The sequence below is a fragment of the Shinella sp. Sh6 genome (genome assembly GCF_055392685.1).
This window is the reverse complement of the sequence record NZ_AP044005.1, coordinates 2,545,217-2,563,556: the sequence shown is the minus strand read 5'-3', so window position 1 is coordinate 2,563,556 and position 18,340 is coordinate 2,545,217. Positions and strand designations below refer to the sequence as shown.

Annotated in this window: 11 protein-coding genes; 10 read left to right on the top strand and 1 reads right to left on the bottom strand. The window is 67.6% G+C overall.

Translation table 11 applies throughout. The features are described 5' to 3' along the window. The first annotated feature begins 343 nt into the window (after positions 1–343). The 4 genes from ACZ5TO_RS12295 to ACZ5TO_RS12280 all read left to right on the top strand — a co-directional run bounded on the left by ACZ5TO_RS12295 (position 344) and on the right by ACZ5TO_RS12280 (position 8,358). Positions 344–2,659, top strand: coding sequence for a methyl-accepting chemotaxis protein (locus ACZ5TO_RS12295; protein ID WP_464798283.1), 2,316 nt, complete (start codon positions 344–346; stop codon positions 2,657–2,659). Between the two features lie 469 nt (positions 2,660–3,128). Continuing rightward, positions 3,129–4,199: an efflux RND transporter periplasmic adaptor subunit gene (locus ACZ5TO_RS12290; RefSeq protein ID WP_464798282.1), complete on the top strand. Its 1,071-nt coding sequence runs from the start codon at positions 3,129–3,131 to the stop codon at positions 4,197–4,199. Next, complete coding sequence (locus tag ACZ5TO_RS12285; protein ID WP_464798281.1) at positions 4,196–5,272, top strand: efflux RND transporter periplasmic adaptor subunit; 1,077 nt, start codon at positions 4,196–4,198, stop codon at positions 5,270–5,272. The genes ACZ5TO_RS12290 and ACZ5TO_RS12285 overlap by 4 nt, the downstream gene beginning before the upstream one ends. Beyond that, positions 5,269–8,358 (top strand): efflux RND transporter permease subunit, encoded by a 3,090-nt coding sequence (locus tag ACZ5TO_RS12280; RefSeq protein WP_464798280.1) that lies wholly within the window; start codon positions 5,269–5,271, stop codon positions 8,356–8,358. Before ACZ5TO_RS12285 ends, ACZ5TO_RS12280 begins: the two co-directional genes overlap by 4 nt. 221 nt (positions 8,359–8,579) lie before the next feature. Here ACZ5TO_RS12280 and cysQ read toward each other — a convergent pair whose 3' ends face one another. Further along, positions 8,580–9,377 (bottom strand): 3'(2'),5'-bisphosphate nucleotidase CysQ, encoded by a 798-nt coding sequence (cysQ, locus tag ACZ5TO_RS12275; protein ID WP_464800387.1) that lies wholly within the window; start codon positions 9,375–9,377, stop codon positions 8,580–8,582. A 173-nt stretch (positions 9,378–9,550) separates the two neighbouring features. Here cysQ and ACZ5TO_RS12270 point away from each other — a divergent pair, with 173 nt between their 5' ends. From ACZ5TO_RS12270 to ACZ5TO_RS12245, 6 genes are all read left to right on the top strand, one after another. Beyond that, positions 9,551–10,801, top strand: a complete 1,251-nt coding sequence (locus ACZ5TO_RS12270; protein ID WP_464798279.1) for a sarcosine oxidase subunit beta family protein — start codon at positions 9,551–9,553, stop codon at positions 10,799–10,801. Positions 10,802–10,808: 7 nt separating this feature from the next. Then, on the top strand, positions 10,809–11,084 hold the full coding sequence (locus tag ACZ5TO_RS12265; RefSeq protein WP_464798278.1) for a sarcosine oxidase subunit delta: 276 nt from the start codon (positions 10,809–10,811) through the stop codon (positions 11,082–11,084). Then, entirely contained in the window at positions 11,081–14,035 is a 2,955-nt protein-coding gene (locus tag ACZ5TO_RS12260; protein WP_464798277.1) for a sarcosine oxidase subunit alpha family protein, read from the top strand. The genes ACZ5TO_RS12265 and ACZ5TO_RS12260 overlap by 4 nt, the downstream gene beginning before the upstream one ends. 10 nt (positions 14,036–14,045) lie before the next feature. Next, on the top strand, positions 14,046–14,600 hold the full coding sequence (locus tag ACZ5TO_RS12255) for a sarcosine oxidase subunit gamma (RefSeq protein WP_464798276.1): 555 nt from the start codon (positions 14,046–14,048) through the stop codon (positions 14,598–14,600). A gap of 122 nt (positions 14,601–14,722) precedes the next feature. Further along, positions 14,723–17,149 carry a GcvT family protein gene (locus ACZ5TO_RS12250; protein WP_464798275.1) on the top strand — a complete coding sequence of 809 codons (2,427 nt, stop codon included), beginning with the start codon at positions 14,723–14,725 and terminating at the stop codon, positions 17,147–17,149. Positions 17,150–17,434: 285 nt separating this feature from the next. Then, positions 17,435–18,337 carry a branched-chain amino acid ABC transporter permease gene (locus ACZ5TO_RS12245; protein ID WP_184143832.1) on the top strand — a complete coding sequence of 301 codons (903 nt, stop codon included), beginning with the start codon at positions 17,435–17,437 and terminating at the stop codon, positions 18,335–18,337. The last annotated feature ends 3 nt before the right edge of the window (positions 18,338–18,340 follow it).

Genomic DNA, 18,340 nt, shown 5'->3' with positions numbered 1-18,340 from the left:
GGTCACTCCTCCCTGGATGGATCCGGGATGCCCTGTGCGTGCCCCGCTGCGGGGCCTTGCGTTGAGGCGAATATCGCCCCTTGCCCGCGCCGCCGGAAGACCGGCCCTGCCGAACGGATTGTTCACTTTTCCTGAACGGCAGCGGCGGCCAAGCCATGGGAAGAGCGTTTTTGTGCGGGATTCGTTCCGCGGCGGGTCGCTAGAATTTTATCTTTTCATAAACCAGCATTCGCTTACGCTCCCGTTTGCGAAATGACTTCGTCCCTGCTTCGCCGCGCGAGCCGGCATGTCCCGCCATTCCACACGGTGCCGCTGTGCCTCGCGCCCGGCCAGGAGACGCTTCATGCTGCCGAAGACTGCGACTGCCAGGAACATGTTCGCCATCGTGGCGGCGGGGGTGGCCACGACCGTGGCGACGGCGGGGATATTGCTCTGGCTGTCCTACCGGGCCGTGGAAGAGCGGTCGATCTCGGAAATGGTGAACGCCGCCGAGGCGAGCGCCGGCAAGGTCGAGACCTATTTCGCCAAGGTCAAGGCGCTGAGCTGGAACATGCGCTCCACGCTCTATGCGGTGAAGGCCGCGGGCGAGCCGAGCCGCGAGGTGATGAACAGCGTCTTCTTCCGGCTGATGGACGACAATCCCTTCGCGCTCGGCGTGAGCACGGGCTGGGAGCCCGGCGCCTTCGACGGCAAGGACGAGCAGTATCGCGACAAGCCCGGCCATGACGCGACGGGCCGCTACATTCCCTATTTCGTGCGCGACGAGGGCAAGGTCGAGCTGGTGCCGCTGGTCGACTACGACAAGCCCGGCGCGGGCGACTACTACCAGGTGCCCAAGGCGACCGGAAAGGACTTCCTGACCGAGCCCTACAGCTATGTCATCGGCGGCAAGACCGTGCTGATGACCTCCTTCATGGTGCCGTTGATGTTCGACGGCGCCTTCCGCGGCGAGACGGGCGTGGATATCGCCCTCGACGCGCTGGCGGCGGACATGGCGCAATTGAAGCCGCTCGGCGAGGGCTATGTCGCGCTTCTCAGCCAGGGCGGCAGCATCATCAGCCATCCGGATGCGGCCGTGCTCGGCAAGACGCTCGCCGATTCCGGCCTCGATGCGACATGGCAGGCGCTGGTCGCCAATCCGGAAAAGGCGATGGAGGTCAAGGATGCGGCCGGCGTCGCGTCCATCGCGGTCGCCGTGCCGGTGCCGCTCGTTCCGGGCACGACCTGGTTCACCGTGGTTTCCGTGCCGAAATCCTTGCTCTTCGCCAAGCTCACCTCGCTCGCGCTGACCTCGATCGTCGTCATCGCCATCGCGGCCGGCCTGATGGTGGCGATCGGCTGGCTGCTGGCCACGCGCTTCCGCAAGCGCCTCGACAAGGTCATCGTCGCCACGAGCGAGATCGCCCGCGGCCGCACGGATGTCGACCTTTCCGAATCCGAGCGGCAGGACGAGATCGGCGAGATGGCCCGCTCGCTCGCCGTGCTGCGCGATGCGACGCTCGCCAAGGTGCGCCTCGAAGGCGAAGCCGAGCAGAACCGCGCGCTTTCCGAGGAGGAGCGCCGCCAGCGCGCCGAGGAAGCGGCCGAGCGCGAGCGCCAGACGCGCATCGCCGTCGAGGCGCTGGCCGAGGGCCTGCAGAAGCTTGCCGACGGCGACATGACGCATCGTATCACCGAGGCCTTCGCCGGCTCGCTCGACGAGGTCCGCCACGATTTCAACGCTTCGGTCGAAAAGCTGCAATCGGCGCTGCGCTCGGTCGGCAGCAATGCCAATGCCATCCAGGCCGGCTCGGCGGAAATCCGCGCCGCCTCCGACGACCTTGCCAAGCGCACCGAGCAGCAGGCCGCCTCCGTCGAGGAGACCGCCGCCGCGCTGGAGGAGATCACCACTTCGCTCAAGGACGCCACCAAGCGGGCCGAGGATGCCGGCCAGCTCGTCGAGCGCACCCGCGCGGGGGCGGAGAAGTCCGGCGAGGTCGTGCGCCGCGCCGTCGATGCGATGAGCGGGATCGAGACCTCCTCGCGCGAGATCTCCAACATCATCGGCGTCATCGACGAGATCGCCTTCCAGACGAACCTCCTCGCCCTCAATGCCGGCGTGGAAGCCGCGCGTGCAGGCGAGGCCGGCAAGGGCTTTGCGGTCGTCGCGCAGGAAGTGCGCGAGCTTGCCCAGCGTTCGGCAAGCGCGGCCAAGGACATCAAGGCGCTCATCACCAAGTCGGGCGAGCAGGTCCATCTCGGCGTCACGCTCGTCGGCGAGACCGGTTCGTCGCTTTCGCAAATCGTCGACCAGGTGCAGGAGATCGACCAGAACGTGGCGGCCATCGTGCGCTCGGCGCGCGAGCAGTCCACCGGCCTCAACGAGATCAGCGCCGCTGTCAATTCCATCGACCAGGGCACGCAGAAGAACGCGGCCATGGTGGAGGAGCAGACGGCGGCAAGCCACGCACTGGCGACGGAAGCCGCCGCGCTCAACACGCTCATCGCCCAGTTCCGCCTCGGCGCGGGGCTTGCCGGGCAGCGTCCGGCGAGTGCGGCGCAGGCGGCCGAGCCGCGTCCTGCCGCCTCCGGCGCGCGGGCGCTCGGCAACAAGCTCGCCCGCGCCTTCGGCGGCGGGCAGGCGGCAGCCGCGGCGGCGCAGGACTGGGAAGAGTTCTGAGCCGGAAGCGGCGGCAGGTTGAATAAGAGAAAGGGCGGTCCGGCAGCGGGCCGCCCTTTTTCCTTGCGCAGCCTGCCCAGCATTTGGGCAGGCACCTGTGCCGGAACGGGGCGGATCCCGCTCCCGCAGGCGTTTTTCCGCGTGGCACGCTTCCTGCATCGCAAGGGCCGGTCCAGAGGGGACCAAAAGAGAGAAGCGGCCGGAAAAGGCCGCTCCGGCAAGGCCGTCGTGCAACTCCCCCATAAGGTGTGGAGAAGTCCGGCGGCCTTGTTGTTCGTGCGCTTCCTAGAGCGATGAAAAACAGGACTTAATCATAATTTGCCGTCGCGGTGGCCTTGCCGATTGGCTTTTCGCCAAGAGTTGGCCACACTCGCCATGCGGCAAGTCGGCACCAAGGCTTGCCAGTCTGCTCTTCGCGATATAATGAGGACCCACATTAAATGGGGTTTCTGCAACAGTGGAGACGACGATGACCCGATCGGGCAGAGTGATGCTTGCGGCCTTGCTGCTTTCGGCCGCCGCCATGCCGGCCTTCGCCGACGGCGCGGCGCGGCCGGTGCGGATCGCGCCGGCGCATTTCGAGGAGCGCGAGCAATCCGTCACCGTCACCGGCGAGGTGGCGGCGCGCGTGGAGACGGATCTCTCCTTCCGCGTCGGCGGGCGCATCACCGCCTGGTTCGTCGATGTCGGCGATACGGTGAAGGAAGGCCAGGTCCTGGCCGAGCTGGACCCGGAAGAACAGCACGCCGATGTCGAGGCGGCGGAGGCGGGCGTTCGCGCGGCCGAGGCGCAACTGAAGCTCGCCCGCACCAATTACGACCGGCAGAAATCCCTTCTCAACGACGGCATCAGCACCCAGCGCGACCTCGACGATGCCGAGACGGCGCTGCGCACGGCCGAGAGCGCGCGCGAAGCGGCCGTCGCCCAGCGCGACACGGCCCGGGAAGTGCTCTCCTATACGGAGCTGCGCGCGCCGGCCGACGGCATCGTCACCGCCCGCCTCGCCGAGGCCGGCCAGGTGGCACAGGCGGCGCAGACCATGTTCACCCTTGCCGACAACGGCCCGCGCGATGCCGTCTTCGACGTCTACGAATCGCTGTTCTTCGCCAATCCCTCCAAGGACGGCGTGGTGGTGACGCTGCTCAGCGACGACAAGGTCCGTACCACGGGCAATGTCCGCGAGGTCTCGCCCACCATCGATGCGGCGACCGGCACGGTGCGGGTGAAGATCGGTCTCGACCGGACGCCGCCGGAAATGACGCTCGGCGCCTCCGTGGTCGGCGTCGGCGCGCTCGCGCCGCGGCGCGTCGCCGTCGTGCCCTGGCAGGCGATTTCCGGCATCGGCCGCAAGCCGGCGCTCTGGGTGGTCGACAAGGCGAGCGAGACGGTCAGCCTGCGCGCCGTGGACGTCCTCTCCTACGAGACGGGCTCGGCGCTGATTTCCGGCGGCATCGAGGAGGGCGAGATCTACGTTGCCGACGGCACGAAGCTGCTGCGCCCCGGCCAGAAGGTCGCGCCTGTCGGGGGAGACGTGCAATGAGGAAGCTTCCCGTTCTCCTGGCGAGCGCCGCGCTTGCCGCAAGCCTGCTTGCCGGCTGCAAGAAGGAGGAAGAGGCGGCCGCCCCGCCGCGGCCCGTCCTCTTCACAGTCGCCACGCCGACGGCGCTCGCCGGCACCCGCTTTGCCGGCACGGTGCAGGCCAAGGTGCAGGCCGCGCTCGGCTCGCGCGTTTCCGGCCGGCTCGTCTCGCGCACCGTCCATGTCGGCGACCTCGTGAAGAAGGGCGACGTGCTCGCCGTGCTCGATTCGACCGCCTATGAGCTGGCCGTGCGCTCCGCCCGGGCCGAGCTTTCCAGCGCCGAGGCGACGCTTGCAAGCGCCGTCGCCACCGAGGACCGGCAGAAGACGCTGCTCCAGTCGAACGCCGCCGCCAAGGCCGCCGTCGAGAGCGCCGAACAGTCGCGCGAGGCGGCCGATGCCGGCGTGACGCGGGCGCGCACGGCCCTGACCAAGGCCGAAGAGCAGCTTTCCTATACGCAGATCACCGCCGAATTCGACGGCGTGGTCGTCGCGACGGGCGCCGAGGTCGGCCAGACCGTTTCGCCCGGCGCCGCCATCGTCACCGTCGCCCGGCCGGACGAGCGGGACGCGGTGGTCGACATTCCGGAAACGGCCGAGGCCATCGGGCTCGGCAGCCGCTTCACGGTCTCCCTGCAGATCAACCCGGCCATCACGGTCAAGGGCACGGTGCGCGAGATCGCGCCTTCCGCCGACGCGGTGACGCGCACCCGGCGCGTCAAGATCGCGCTGGAGGACCCGCCGGATACCGTGCGGCTCGGCACGACGATCACCGCCGAGCTGGAGGGGCCGGCCCATACCGGCATTCTCGTGCCCGAAACGGCGGTGCTGGAAAAGGACGGCAAGCCGCATGTCTGGCTCGTCGATACCGGGAAGGGCGAAGTGCATCTCGTGCCCGTCGAGACGGGGGCCAGAAGCGGTTCCTCGGTGATGGTGGCGAGCGGCATCAAGGAGGGCGACCGCGTCGTCACCGCCGGCGTGCACAGCCTTGAGGAAGGCCAGAAAGTGAAGATGACGGACGAGGCAGGCCTATGAAGAAGTTCAACCTTTCCGACTGGGCGCTCGAGCATGCCTCGCTCGTCTGGTACTTCATGCTCGTCTTCGCGCTGCTCGGCTTCTTCACCTACCAGAATCTCGGCCGCGAGGAGGATCCGTCCTTCGTCATCAAGACGATGACGATCAGCGCCGCCTGGCCCGGCGCCTCCGTGGAGGAGACTACGCGGCAGGTGACCGAGCGCATCGAGCGCAAGCTGGAGGAGCTGGAATCGCTCGATTTCAGCCGCTCCGTGACGACGCCCGGCCAGACGCTGGTCTTCGTGAACCTGAAGCCGACGACCCGGGCGCGCGACGTGCCCGGCACATGGCTGACGGTGCGCAACATGATCAACGACATCCGCGGGGAGTTCCCCTCCGGCGTCGTCGGCCCCGCCTTCAACGACCGCTTCGGCGACGTCTTCGGCAATATCTACGCCTTCACCGCCGACGGGCTGACGCCGCGCCAGCTCCGCGACTATGTCGAGGACGCCCGCACGCGCATCCTCACCGTGCCTAACATCGGCAAGGTGGACCTCATCGGCGCGCAGGACGAGGTGATCTATCTCGAATTCTCCACGCGCCAGCTCGCTGCGCTCGGCATTTCCACCCAGCAGGTGGTCTCCACGCTCCAGGCGCAGAACGCGATTGCCCCCTCCGGTGTCGTGCAGGGCGACGGCGAGCGCGTCAGCGTGCGCGTCGGCGGGCAGTTCGCCTCCGAGGCGAACCTTCGCGAGGTGAACCTGCGCGTCAACAACCGCTTCTTCCGCCTCTCCGACATCGCCACCATCACCCGCGGCTACGAGGACCCGCCGTCCGCGCTCTTCCGCTTCAACGGCGAGCCGGCCATCGGCCTTGCCATCGGCATGAAGCAGGGCTCGAACCTTCTGGAGTTCGGCGCGGCGGTGGAAAAGAAGATCGCGCAGCTTTCCAACGAATTGCCCGTCGGCGTCGACGTGCATCTCGTCTCCGACCAGCCGAAGGTGGTGGAGGAGGCGGTGTCCGGCTTCACCCGCGCGCTGTTCGAGGCCGTCGCCATCGTCCTCATCGTCTCCTTCGTCAGCCTCGGGCTTCGCGCCGGCCTCGTCGTCGCGCTCTCCATCCCGCTGACGCTCGGCATCACCTTCGTCTTCATGTATTACGACGACATCTCGTTGCAGCGCGTCTCGCTCGGGGCGCTGATCATCGCGCTCGGCCTTCTCGTCGACGACGCCATGATTGCCGTCGAGATGATGGTGGCGCGGCTGGAGGCGGGCGATACGCTGCGCAAGGCTGCGACCTATGTCTACACCTCCACCGCCTTCCCCATGCTCACCGGCACGCTGGTGACGGTGGCGGGCTTCATTCCCATCGGCCTCAACAACAGCGCGGCCGGCGAGTTCACCTTCAGCCTCTTCGTCGTCATCGCCATCTCGCTCGTCGTCTCCTGGGTCGTCGCGGTCGTCTTCACGCCGCTGCTCGGCGTGACGATCCTGCCGAAGTCGATGAAGAAGCATCATGAGGAGAAGGGCCGTTTCGCCCGCCTCTTCGAGCGCATCCTCGACGTCTGCATGCGCTGGAAGTGGACGACCATCGCCGCGACCGTCCTCGTCTTCTTCGTCTCGGTCTTCGGCATGCGCTTCGTCCAGGAGCAGTTCTTCCCGTCCTCCGACCGGCCGGAGCTCGTCATCGACTGGGCGCTGCCGCAGAACGCCTCGATTGCCGAGACCAACGCGCAGATCGCCAGGCTGGAAGAGGAGAAGCTGAAGGGCAATCCGGATATCGAGCGCTGGTCGTCCTATGTCGGGGAGGGCGCGGTGCGCTTCCTCCTGTCCTTCGACGTGCAGCCGCCGTCGCCGGCCTTCGGCCAGACGGTCATCGTCAGCAAGGACCTCGAAGCGCGCGACCGGCTGCGCGCCGACCTCCAGGCCTATCTGCGCGAGACCTTCCCCGGCACCGATGCGCTGGTGAAGCTGCTCGACATCGGCCCGCCCGTCGGCCGGCCCATCCAGTACCGCGTCAGCGGCCCGGATATCCAGGAAGTGCGCCAGCAGGCGCTCGCCTTCGGCGAACTCATCGGCAGGAACGACCGCCTCGGCGACATCGTCTACGACTGGAACGAGCCGGCGCGGGTGGTGAAGGTCGACGTCCTGCAGGACAAGGCCCGCCAACTCGGCGTCACCTCGCAGGACATCTCCTCGGCGCTCAACGGCGTCGTCGGCGGCACGACGGTCACCCAGATCCGCGACGACGTCTACCTGATCGACGTCATCGGCCGGGCGCGGGCGAGCGAGCGGCAGTCCATCGAGACGCTGCGCCAGCTCCAGCTCCCGACGGCGAACGGCACCTCCGTTCCGCTCGCCGCCGTCGCCAACTTCCGCTACGAGATGGAGCAGCCGGTCGTCTGGCGCCGTTCGCGCCAGCCCACCATCACCGTCAAGGCGAGCATTGCCGGCGGCGTGCAGCCGGCGACGATCGTTTCGCAGATGGACAAGGACGTCAACGCCTTCCGCGAAGCGATGCCGGCCGGCTACGACGTCACGGTCGGCGGCACTGTGGAGGAAAGCGCCAACAGCCAGGCGCCCATCGTCGCCGTCGTGCCGTTGATGCTCTTTGCCATGGCGACGATCCTCATGCTGCAGCTCCAGAGCTTCTCGCGGCTCTTCCTCGTCTTCGCCGTGGCTCCGCTCGCCCTCATCGGCGTGGTGATCGCGCTTCTGGGCAGCGGCGCGCCGCTCGGCTTCGTGGCGATCCTCGGGGTGCTCGCGCTCATCGGCATCCTCATCCGCAACTCCGTCATCCTCGTGGTGCAGATCGAGGACCTGAGGCGCGAGGGCATGCATGCCTGGGACGCCGTGCACGAGGCGACGCAGCACCGCATGCGCCCGATCATGCTGACGGCGGCGGCGGCGAGCCTCGCGCTCATCCCCATCTCGCGCGAGGTGTTCTGGGGGCCGATGGCCTACGCCATGATGGGCGGCATCATCGTCGGCACGGTGCTGACGCTGCTCTTCCTGCCCGCGCTCTACGTCGCCTGGTTCCGCATCAAGCCGGAGGACAAGGGCGGGGAGCCGGAGGCCGAGACGGTGGAGGCGACGCCGACAGCATAGGGGCAGATTCGCTTCCTTACAGCGCGCGCCTCTGCCTACTTCTGGTGCCTACTTCTGGGCGCCCCACCTTTCCATCGTCATGCTCGGGCTTGACCCGAGCATCCATGCGGCACCCGCTGCGGACGAGGGATGGATCCTCGGGTCAAGCCCGAGGATGACGTCGGAGAGTGGGGAAGGGATTAAGGGAAGAGTTGGGAGAGCGGGGGAGGAGAGGAGAGCGGTCACTTTCCCGCCCGCGCACTCCACCCCGCGCCTGCGGCGATGAAATTGGGATTGGCGAAGTCGGCGTCGTGGGGCTGGTTGCGCTTGCCGTAGGCAAGGGGCGCGCCGTCGAGCGTCGATGTTCGCCCGCCGGCTGCGCGCAGCACGGCGTCGCCCGCGGCGGTGTCCCACTCCATGGTGCGGCTGAAGCGAGGGTAGACGTCGGCGAGGCCTTCGGCGACGAGGCAGAATTTCAGCGACGAGCCGATGGCGGTGCAGGCGCCGATGCCGTTGTCGTCGAGGAAGCGCGCCGTCTCGGGCGTATCGTGCGAGCGGCTGGCGACGGCCGTCGGTGCCGGGCCGCAGCCGCGACAGCCGATTGCGCGGCGCTCGCCGATGGCAAAATCCTCCGTTACCGAAAAACGTTCGGCGCGGCTCTCCAACGCTACGAAGCCGGTCCTCAGCGCGGGTGCCAGGACGATGCCGGCGATAGGCGCGCCGTCGCGGATGAGCGCGATGTTGACGGTGAACTCGCCGCGGCCGGCGATGAATTCCTTCGTGCCGTCGAGTGGATCGACGAGGAAGAACAGTCCGCCGGAGATATCGGGAACATGCCCGGCGGCAACCGCCTCTTCGGCGACGACGGGAATATCCGGGAAGTGCGCCGCAAGCGCGGCGAGGATCAGCCGCTCGGCCTCCTCGTCGGCCTCCGTCACCGGGGAACTGTCCGGCTTGACCTGCACTTCGGGCCCGGTGCTGTGCACGGCCATGATGGCGCGGGCGGCGGCGAGCGCCGCCGTCTCCATCACGTCTTTCAGCGCTGTGAGGTCCGTCTGCATGATCGCATGGCTTAGACGCGGCGCGGGGGGAAAGCAAATGCCATGACGTCGCTCCGCAAGGACGATGTGGAAAGAGTCGCCCCTGCGGCGCTGCGCGGACTTGCCGTTTGTGCTGCATATGCGAATGTGGGCCGACTGATCCGGGATTTCGCATGCGCTACTCCGCCCTTTCCATCTTCAAGCAGGCCCTTGCCGGCAACCTCGGCTGGAAACCCGTCTGGCGGGAGCCCGAGCCGAAGCCGCATTACGACGTGATCATCGTCGGCGGTGGCGGGCACGGGCTTGCCACGGCCTATTATCTCGCCCGCGAATTCGGCATCCGCAACGTGGCGGTGGTGGAGAAGGGCTATCTCGGCTCCGGCAATGTCGGGCGCAACACGACCATCGTGCGCTCCAACTACATGCTGCCCGGCAACGAGCCGTTCTACGAGTTCTCGCTGAAGCTCTGGGAAGGGCTGGAGCGGGAACTGAACTACAATGTCATGCTCTCGCAGCGCGGCATCATCAGCCTCTACCACAACGACAGCCAGCGCGATCACTATACGCGGCGCGGCAACGCGATGATGATGGAGGGTGTGGCGGCCGAGCAGCTCGACCGCGAGACGCTGAAGAGGATGCTGCCCTTCCTCAATTTCGACCATGCGCGCTTTCCCATCGTCGGCGGCCTTTTGCAGCGGCGGGCCGGCACGGCGCGGCACGACGCGGTCGCCTGGGGCTTTGCGCGCGGGGCCGACCGGCTCGGCGTCGACCTCATCCAGAACTGCGAGGTCACCGGCATCCGCCGGGAGAACGGCCTCGTGACCGGCGTCGAGACGACGAAGGGCTTCATCGGCTGCAACAGGCTGGCGCTCGCCGCCGCCGGCAACACCTCGCGCGTCGGCACGATGGCCGGGCTGAAGCTGCCGCTGGAAAGCCACGTCCTGCAGGCCTTCGTCACCGAGGGGCTGAAACCCTGCATCGACCATGTCATCACCTACGGCGCGGGGCACTTCTACATTTCCCAGTCGGACAAGGGCGGCCTCGTCTTCGGCGCGGAGATCGACGGCTATTCCTCCTATGCCCAGCGCGGCAACCTTGCGACCGCCGAGCATGTCATGGAGGAGGGGGTGACGATGATCCCGGGCCTTTCGCGCGTGCGCGTGCTGCGAAGCTGGGGCGGCGTCATGGACATGTCGATGGACGGCTCGCCCATCATCGACCGTACGCCCATCGAGAACCTCTACCTCAATTGCGGCTGGTGCTACGGCGGCTTCAAGGCGACGCCCGCCTCCGGCTTCTGCTTTGCCCATCTCATCGCCCGGGGCGAGAGCCATCATGTGGCCCGCGCGCTGAGGCTCGACCGCTTCGAGCGCGGTTTTCCCATCGACGAGGCGGGTGCGGGCACCCAGCCGAACCTGCATTGAGCGAGCCATGGCCAGCCTGATTTCCTGTCCGCACTGCGGCACGCGTCCCAAGGAGGAGTTCTCCATCCGCGGCGACGCCACCCCCGTCCGCCCCGCGCCGATGGCGCCCGACGAGGCGTGGAACGATTACGCGCATGTGCGCGCCAATCCGCGCGGGCGCATCCGCGAGCACTGGCAGCATGTGAGCGGCTGCCGGCGCTGGCTCGTCGTGGAGCGCGACAACTTCACCCATGAGGTCTTCGCGGTCACCGATGCCACTGAGGGCCGGGGAGGCGCGCGATGACCGCCTATCGCCTTGCCTCCGGCGGCCTTATCGACCGCAACCACACGCTCGGCTTTACCTTCGACGGCGCGAGCCTTTCCGGCCATCCCGGCGACACGCTCGGCTCGGCGCTGCTTGCCAGCGACCGGCTGCTCGTCGGCCGTTCCTTCAAGTACCATCGCCCGCGCGGCATCGTGACGGCCGGCCCGTCCGAGCCGAATGCGCTGGTGACCGTCGGCACCGGCGCGCGGCGCGACCCGAACACCCGCGCCACGGTCGCCGAGCTTTACGACGGGCTCGCCGCCGTCAGCCAGAACCGCTGGCCGAGCCTCGCCTTCGATCTCGGCGCGGTCAACGACAGGCTCGCACGCTTCCTGTCGGCCGGCTTTTACTACAAGACCTTCATGTGGCCCTCGGCCTTCTGGGAGAAGGTCTACGAGCCGCTGATCCGCCGCGCCGCAGGGCTCGGCCGCACAGCGCTTTCGCCCGACCCGGACGCGTACGAGAAGAGCTGGGCGCATTGCGACCTCCTTGTCGTCGGCTCCGGGCCGGCCGGCCTTGCCGCGGCGCTGGTCGCAGCGCGCTCGGGCCTGCGCGTCGTCCTCGCCGAACAGGACTTCCTCCTCGGCGGCGCGCTGCTTTCGGAAACGGCGCGGCTCGACGGCGAGGCGCCCGTCGTCTTCGCCCGCCGGGCGGTCGAGGAATTGCAGGCAAGCCCGAACGTCACCCTCCTGCCGCGCACCACCGTCTTCGGCTGGTACGACGACAATGTCTTCGGCGCGATCGAGCGCGTGCAGAAGCACAGCGCGGCGGTGGACCCCGCCTGCCCGGTCGAGCGCGTCTGGCGCATCGCGGCGAAGCGGGCGATCCTCGCCACCGGCGCGGAGGAACGGCCGCTGGTCTTCGGCGGGAACGACCGGCCGGGCGTGATGACGGCGGATGCCGTGGCGACCTATGCCAACCGCTACGGCGTTGCCGCCGGCAAATCGGTCGCCATCTTCACCAACGGCTCTTCCGGCTACCGCACGGCGCGCGACCTTGCCGCGCAGGGCGTCGGCATCGCCGCGCTTATCGACAGCCGCCGGGAAGCGGCGGATGCCGCGCCCGAGGGCGTGCGGCTCATCCGCGGCGGCTCGGTCGTCGACACGAAGGGGCGGCAGCGCATCCGCGCGCTGGTGGCCGATCGCGGCGGCTTCGAGGAGTTGATCGCCTGCGACGCGCTCGCCATGTCGGGCGGCTGGAGCCCGGTCATCCACCTTGCCTGCCAGCGCGGCGGCAGGCCGGTCTGGTCGGAGGCCTTGCAGGCTTTCCTCGCGCCGGATGTTTCCGGCCTCGTGACGGCGGGCGCTACGTCCGGGCTCTACCGCCTCGCCGAATGCCTGGAGGACGGCGCGCGCAAGGCCGCCGCCGTCGTCGAGGCGCTGGGGCGGGCGGCAGCGGGGTTCGAGCGTCCCGTGGTCGGCGAGGAGATCGACCCGTCCTTCACCGCGCTCTGGCATGTGCCGGGCGCGAAATCCAAGGCCTTCGTCGATTTCCAGAACGACGTGCATACCCGCGACCTCGGCCTTGCCGTGCGCGAGGGCTTCGGCCATGTCGAGCACGCCAAGCGCTACACGACGAGCGGCATGGCGACCGACCAGGGCAAGCTCGGCAATATCAACGCCGTCGGCATCCTCGCCGCCATGCGCGGGGTGAGCCCCGCCGAGGTCGGCACCACGACCTTCCGGCCGTTCTATACGCCCGTCTCCTTCGGCGCGCTTGCCGGCACCTCCGTCGGCGAGCATGCCATGCCGGTGCGCCGCTCGCCGCTGCACGGCTGGGCGGCCCGCAACGGCGCGGCCTTCATCGATGCCGGCCTCTGGTATCGCTCCGCCTGGTTCCCGAACGCGGGGGAGAAGACCTGGCGCGAAAGCGTCGACCGCGAGGTGCGCACCGTGCGCGAGCATGCCGGGCTCTGCGACGTCTCGACCCTCGGCAAGATCGAGGTCTTCGGGCCGGACGCGGCCGAGTTCCTCAACCGGCTCTATTGCAATCCGCTTCTCAAGCTGCCCGTCGGCAAGGCGCGCTACGGGCTGATGCTGCGCGAGGACGGCATGGTCTACGACGACGGCACGGTGAGCCGGCTCGGCGAAGAGCATTTCCTTCTCACCACGACGACGGGCATGGCGGCCGGCGCGCTCGCGCACATGGAATTCGCCGCGCAGGTGCTCTGGCCGGAGCTCGGCGTGCGCTTCCTTTCCGTCTCCGACCAATGGGCGCAGATGTCGCTCGCCGGGCCGAAGGCGCGCGCCATCCTGCAAGCCTTGGTCGAGGACGATCTTTCCGACGCGGCCTTCCCCTTCCTCGCCGCCCGCGAGGTGCGCCTGAAAGGCAACCTCAAGGCCCGGCTCTTCCGCATCTCCTTCTCCGGCGAGCTTGCCTACGAGCTTGCGGTGCCGGCGGGCTTCGGCGAGGCGGTGGCGGATGCGATCATGCGGGCGGGCGCGCCGCACGGCATCTGCGCCTATGGCCTGGAGGCGCTGAACGTGCTGCGTATCGAGAAGGGCCATGTGACCCATGCCGAATTCGATGGCCGCGTGACGCCGGACGATGCCGGCCTCGGCCGCATGATGGCTGCCGGCAAGCCGGATTTCATCGGCAAGCGGCTTTCCACCCGCTTCGGCCTGACGGCGGCCGACCGGGCGCAACTCGTCGGCCTGAAAGCCGTGGAGGCGGACAAGGACATGCGCGCCGGTGCGCACCTCCTGAAGGACGGGGCGAAACCCTCGACGCTGAACGACCAGGGCTGGGTCAGCTCCGCCTGCTTCTCCCCGACGCTCGGCGGGCATATCGCGCTCGCCTTCCTGAAATCCGGGCGCGAGCGCTACGGCGAGAAGATCGTCGTCTGGGACAAGTTGCGCGGCGTCGAGACGGTGGCGGAAGTCTGCGATCCGGTCTTCGTCGATCCGGAAAACCGCAAGCTGATGGCGTGAGGTGAGGGCGATGGCTTACGACTACCAGACGGTCCATGCGCTGGAAGGCACGATCGGCGCGGTTTCCGAGCGGCGGACGAACCACCTTTCCGTCCACCGTGCGAGCGCGATCGCATCCATGCTCGCCGCGCCGGGCCGCGCGGCCGAGGCGGCGGGGGTCCTCGTTGCGAGCGGCGAATTCGAGGCGCGTTTCGTCGCGCCCGGCGAATGGCTGGTCCTTTCCGACGTGCATGCGCCGGAAACGCTCGGCGCCGAGCTTTCCGTCCGGCTCGGCGATTTCGCCTTCGTGGTCGACCAGAGCCATGGCCGCGTCGCGCTGACGCTCGCCGGCCCGGACGCCGCCCGCATCCTTGCGAACGGCATCGGCGCCGACCTGCATATCGATGCCTTTCCGGTCGGCCGGGCCGCGAACGTGCTCTGCAACCACCTGTCGGTGAACCTTGCCCGCACCGGCGGGGATCGGTTCGGCATCGTCGTCACGCGCAGCTTTGCCGGCGCGCTGGTGGACGATCTCAAGATCATGGCGCGCAGCCACGAGCTGTCGGTGGACTTCGACACGCGCTGACAAAATCGCCGGAGCGACATGGCGCTTCGCACGGCGGGCTTGCCGGGCATCCGGAGGACGAAATAGGCTGCAACCGTTTGCAGCAGCCCTTTTCCTCAACCCGCCGAGCGCCGGAGTTTTTCATGAAGAGCCATGCAAGGGTCGTCGTCATCGGGGGCGGCGTGGTCGGCTGCTCCGTCCTCTACCATCTCACGAAATTCGGCTGGACCGATGTGGTGCTCGTCGAGCGCTCGGAGCTCACCTCCGGTTCGACCTGGCATGCGGCCGGCGGCATGCACACGATCAACGGCGACCCGAACGTCGCCAAGCTGCAGAAATACACGGTCGAGCTCTACAAGGAGATCCAGGACTATTCCGGCCAGGATATCGGCCTGCACATGACCTCGGGAATGATGCTGGCGGCGACGAAGGAGCGCTTCGACTGGATGAAGTCGATCCTCGCCAAGGGGCGCTATATGGGCCTTGAAGCCCATCTCCTCAGCCCGAAGGAAGCGCACGACCTGATGCCGCTGCTCGATCCCGACCAGTTCGTCGGCGCGGTGTTCGACCCGGTCGAAGGCCATCTCGACCCCTACGGCACCACGCATGCCTATGCGAAATCGGCGAAGAGGAACGGCGCGGAGATCTACCTGCACACCAGGGTGGGAGACCTCGTGCAGCGTGCGGACGGGAGCTGGCGCGTCATCACCGACAAGGGCGAGATCGTCGCCGAGCACGTCGTCAACTGCGGCGGGCTCTGGGCGCGCGAGATCGGCCGCATGGTGGGGCTGGAGCTGCCGGTGCTCGCCATGGAGCACATGTACCTCATCACCGAGGACATGCCGGAGGTGATCGAGTTCAACCGCACGCGCGGCAAGGAGCTGATGCACTGCGTCGACTTCGACGGGGAGATCTATCTCCGGCAGGAGCGCAACGGCATGCTGATGGGCACCTACGAGAAGGCCTGCCGCCCGTGGTCGCCGCTGACGACGCCGTGGAGCTTCGGCCACGAGCTGCTGGAAGAGGACATCGAGCGCATCACGCCGGAGCTGGAGGTCGGCTTCCGCCACTTCCCGGCCTTCAACAGGGCCGGCATCAAAAAGGTCATCAACGGCCCCTTCACCTTCTCGCCGGACGGCAACCCGCTCGTCGGGCCGGTGCGCGGCATGACGAACTTCTGGTCGGCCTGCGCGGTGATGGCCGGTTTCAGCCAGGGCGGCGGCGTCGGCCTTGCGCTCGCCAACTGGATGATCCACGGCGATCCCGGCTTCGACGTCTTCGCCATGGACGTCTGCCGCTACGGCGACTACGCCACGCTCGCCTATACCAATGCGAAGGTGCGCGAGAACTATTCGCGCCGCTTCTCGATCCGCTATCCGAACGAGGAGCTGCCGGCCGCCCGGCCGCTGCTGACGACGCCGATCTACGACCGGCTGAAGGCGGCGGGCGCCGTATTCGGTGCCTCCTACGGCCTCGAACAGGCGCTGTGGTTCGCGCCCGAGGGCGTTGCGGACAGCTTCTCCTGGCGCCGCTCGACGGATTTCGAGACGGTCGGCGCGGAAGCCAAGGCGGTGCGCGCGGGCGTCGGGCTGATGGAGACCTCGGGCTTTGCCAAATATGCGGTGAAGGGCAGCGGGGCGGAAGCCTTCCTCGACCGTCTGCTCGCCTGCCGCATCCCGGCGACCGGCCGCATGACGCTGGCGCCGATGCTGAAGGAGGACGGCAAGCTCATCGGCGACTTCACGCTCGCCAAGCTCGGGGAGGGGGATTTCCTCCTCGTCGGCTCGGGCATTGCCGAGGACTACCACATGCGCTGGTTCGAACGGCACCTTCCGGCGGACGGCTCGGTGTCGCTCGAAGCCCTCGGCCTCTCGCTCGTCGGCCTCGCCGTCGCCGGGCCGCGGGCGCGGGAGGTGCTGCAAGAGCTGACGCACCGGGACCTTTCGGCGGACGCCTTTCCCTTCATGGCGGTCGGGAAGATGGACCTCGGCATGGCGCCCGCCATCGTCGGGCGCGTCAGCTATACCGGCGACCTCGGTTACGAGATCTGGATGAAGCCGGAATACCAGCGCTACCTCTACGACCGCCTCCTCGAAGCCGGCGCGGGTTTCGGCATCCGCCTCTTCGGCCTCCGGGCGCTGAATGCCCTGCGCCTCGAAAAGTCCTACGGAAGCTGGGCGCGCGAATACCGTCCGCTCTACGGGCCGCTGGAGGCGGGGCTGGACCGCTTCGTGGCGACGGGCAAGGCGGCCGATTTCATCGGCAAGTCGGCGGCGAAGGCCGAGCGGGAGAGCGGCGGCGCGATGCGGCTGCGCACCTTCATCGTGGACGCGGAGGATGCCGACGTCATCGGCGACGAGCCGATCTACCTCGACGGCGCGGTGCGCGGCTGGGTGACGTCGGGCGGCTTCGCCCATGCCGCGGGCGTTTCCGTGGCGATCGGCTACGTGCCGAAGGAGATCGCCGACGTTAAGGCCGGGTGGTCGATCGAGCTGCTCGGGAAGATGCTGCCGGCCCGCCATCAGGCCGAACCGCTCTTCGATCCCTCGGGTGTCAGGATGCGCGGCTGACTCGCCATCCGGGGCGGAAACGGTGTCCTGAAACGGCACATCGCATCTGCCCGCCGGCATGCGTATTTTTGGGCAAACGGGCGTTTTTGCTGCCGATTTTTTGGTTTCTGCGGCGTTAAATGCGCCATTTAACCCTTCCTGACAAAGAAATTGTCGATCCGGGCATTTTGGGCTTCCCTTTTGCCTCGAAAGCGGTATGAAATCCGCATCGTCTAACAAGCTCAAAAATGAGCGGGCAAGAACAAGAGATGCGGCCCTCAGGGAACCGCATCCGGGGGATTACATATGGAGTATTTCGTCCAGCAGCTCGTCAACGGGCTGACGCTTGGTTCGATTTATGGTCTGATAGCCATCGGCTACACCATGGTTTACGGCATCATCGGCATGATCAACTTCGCCCACGGCGATATCTTCATGCTCGGCGGATTCGCCGCTCTCATCACCTTCCTGATCCTGACCAGCGTGTTCGTCGGCCTTCCGGTCGTCCTCCTGCTGCTGGTCATGATCATCGCGGCCATGCTGACGGCATCGCTGTGGAACTGGACCATCGAGAAGATGGCCTACCGGCCGCTGCGCGGCTCGTTCCGCCTCGCGCCGCTGATCACCGCCATCGGCATGTCGATCACGCTGTCCAACTTCATCCAGGTGACCCAGGGCCCGCGCAACAAGCCGATCCCGCCGATGGTCTCCTCGGTCTACAACGTCTTCGGCATCGCGATCTCGCTCAAGCAGATCATCATCATGGTGCTGACGGTCGTGCTGCTTGCCATCTTCTGGTACGTGGTCAACAAGACCGCGCTCGGCCGCGCCCAGCGCGCCACCGAACAGGACCGCAAGATGGCCGCCCTGCTCGGCATCGACGTCGACCGGACGATCTCCGTGACCTTCATCATGGGCGCCTCGCTCGCCGCCGTCGCCGGCACCATGTACCTGATGTACTACGGCGTGACCGTCTTCACCGACGGCTTCATTCCGGGCGTCAAGGCCTTCACGGCCGCGGTCCTGGGCGGTATCGGCTCGCTTCCGGGCGCCGTCCTCGGCGGCATGCTCATCGGCCTCATCGAGAGCCTGTGGTCCGCCTATTTCACCATCGACTACAAGGACGTCGCGACGTTCTCCATCCTCGCCATCGTCCTGATCTTCAAGCCGTCCGGTATTCTCGGACGACCGGAAGTCGAGAAGGTTTGATCC